Here is a 2,249-nt window from a genome sequence, read left to right on the forward strand (position 1 = left end):
TCAAAGAACAATTCTATTAATCTTTCGTCAACCAATCGGGTGATTAGCGACATTTATTATTCTAACATAACAATCAACCATCGTCAACTTCATTTCGAAATATTTTTTTTAAACCTTTAACTTAGTTATTTCGTTTCAGCGACAATGAATATAATACTATCCTATTAACCATTCGTCAACCACTTCCTTTCAATTTATTTAAATTGAATGGCACGGTTCCGAAGAAATTACTGGACTTGCAATTATCATTATTAATTACATACCTATAGAAAAGATAAATAATTAGTAATTAGGTTTAGATTAATTTTTATAGGAAAAAATACTTTTGTACTGTGTTTAGCAAAAGGAGATGACATTAAAGTGAGTATGGACTTCCTGAAAAAAGAGGATGAAAATGGATTCGTTGCTCCTAGCGAACAAGAGCAATTAAATCAATCCGTTTTGGATGAAAGATTGCCGGAATTTGATGTAATTGGAACAGCTCTTAACGATGTTTAAATCTCAAAAACCCTTTGCAAAAAGAGAAATCCACTCTTTCTGCAAAGGGTTTTTTACCTTTTTAACGCCTTCATAATAACAGCTTCACCTTGGAATGAGATTACTTGATCATTCTCAATTGACACCCTGAATTTCTCTTGTACTTTTTGAGAGGAGTTTCGGATATAGTCGGATAACTTATCTTTTTCGTCCTCTGGTAAATTCATTCGGTTACACCAAGACTCATATCGGAATGTTTTTTCAAAACGATGTATTTCATAAACCTCAAATCCATTCACTTCAAGCATACGGAGCCATTCACTCTTTTTCCAAGCTCTGAAATGACTGTAGTCCCGCCATTTTTCGACCGTATTATAAAATAAGTCATAGTCATCTTCTTCTGGAACTACATTATCATCAAGTAAAAACTGACCAGTTGGCTTTAATACCCGATGAACTTCCTCAACAAATTTATTCGCGTTAGGAAAATGGTGCGGAGCAATCCGACAGGTAACAATATCATATACTCCATCTGAAAAAGGAAGATTTTCTGCATCCCCTATTTTAAAATCGACATTTAAATGACCATTAGCTCGAATGAATTTTTCTGCTGCTTTTAACATTTCCGGAGTTAAATCCAAAGCGGTGACTTTTTTAAGCAAAGGAGCAAACGCATTAGCTGTATGTCCTCCGCCAGTGGCAATATCCAGTAATTCCTCTTCGCCAGTGATCGTCGCCAATTGGACAAGTTTTTGCAAGTCATTCCCATCCTTGTGGATGGCACTACTCACATAGGAATCAGCACTTTTTCCAAACTGATGTTTTACATCTTTTTTAATATCCATGTCATTTCCCCTCTCCGTAACTTATCTATTTTTAACTATAAGGCAGTTACTTTATAAAGAAAATGACAGGTTTTTTATGCTTTACAATAAGAAAAACTAATCGTTTTGAATCAATTGATTTCTAATATGATTGGACAATGGTCGCTTCCCATTACATTACAATGAATATCCACATTCTTAAGTCGCTCTCGTAACTTTTCTGAGACAATAAAATAGTCAATTCGCCAGCCAATATTTCTTTCCCGGACTTTAGCCATATAAGACCACCAGGTATAAGCGCCCTCTTGATCGGGATGAAAATGACGGTAGCTGTCAATAAACCCCTCTGCAAGTAAGGAAGTCATTTTCCCGCGTTCTTCTACCGTAAAGCCAGAATTGCCCAGATTTGATTTAGGATTGCGCAAATCAATTTCCTGATGAGCAACATTCAAGTCCCCGCATAGGACCACTGGTTTCAGTTGATCTAGTTCTTTTATATGTTGAAGGATCCGATCTTCCCATTCCAATCGAAAATTAATTCGGGCTAAATCTCTTTGTGAATTTGGGGTATAAACATTGACTAAGTAAAAATCATCAAATTCTAAGGTAAGTATTCTTCCTTCATCTTCAGACTCATCTGTCCCGACTCCATATCGAACAGAAAGCGGTTTGTTTTTAGTAAACACAGCGGTACCGGAGTATCCTTTTTTGATTGCATAGTTCCAATATTGGTAATAACCATCCAATTCCAGATCAATTTGCCCTTCTTGCAATTTCGTTTCCTGCACACAAAAGATGTCTGCATCCACTTCCTGAAAATATTCCAAAAATCCTTTTTTAACACACGCCCTAAGGCCGTTGACATTCCATGATACAAATTTCATTTTTAACGATTCCTTCTCCCTTGCTTACTTATTATTTGGCTGTGTTATATTTGTCTGTTGATTT

Annotated in this window: 3 protein-coding genes; 1 reads left to right on the top strand and 2 read right to left on the bottom strand. The window is 35.8% G+C overall.

All coding sequences use genetic code 11. The features are described from left to right. The first annotated feature begins 360 nt into the window (after window positions 1–360). Window positions 361–498 (top strand): hypothetical protein, encoded by a 138-nt coding sequence (locus tag V7659_RS31460; RefSeq protein WP_335543901.1) that lies wholly within the window; start codon window positions 361–363, stop codon window positions 496–498. Between the two features lie 53 nt (window positions 499–551). Here V7659_RS31460 and V7659_RS31465 read toward each other — a convergent pair whose 3' ends face one another. Both V7659_RS31465 and V7659_RS31470 read right to left on the bottom strand, forming a co-directional pair. Next, window positions 552–1,322 carry a class I SAM-dependent methyltransferase gene (locus V7659_RS31465; protein ID WP_335543902.1) on the bottom strand — a complete coding sequence of 257 codons (771 nt, stop codon included), beginning with the start codon at window positions 1,320–1,322 and terminating at the stop codon, window positions 552–554. Window positions 1,323–1,432: 110 nt separating this feature from the next. After that, on the bottom strand, window positions 1,433–2,185 hold the full coding sequence (locus V7659_RS31470) for an exodeoxyribonuclease III (RefSeq protein WP_335543903.1): 753 nt from the start codon (window positions 2,183–2,185) through the stop codon (window positions 1,433–1,435). Window positions 2,186–2,249: the final 64 nt, after the last annotated feature.

Origin of the sequence: Neobacillus drentensis, from assembly GCF_036966985.1 — a bacterium.
Lineage (GTDB): Bacteria > Bacillota > Bacilli > Bacillales > Cytobacillaceae > Neobacillus > Neobacillus drentensis_E.

Bases quoted from the DNA above. Each gene is read 5' to 3' on its own strand.
- V7659_RS31465 (WP_335543902.1), bottom strand. From the start codon at position 1,322: ATGGATATTAAAAAAGATGTAAAACATCAGTTTGGAAAAAGTGCTGAT.
- V7659_RS31470 (WP_335543903.1), bottom strand. From the start codon at position 2,185: ATGAAATTTGTATCATGGAATGTCAACGGCCTTAGGGCGTGTGTTAAA.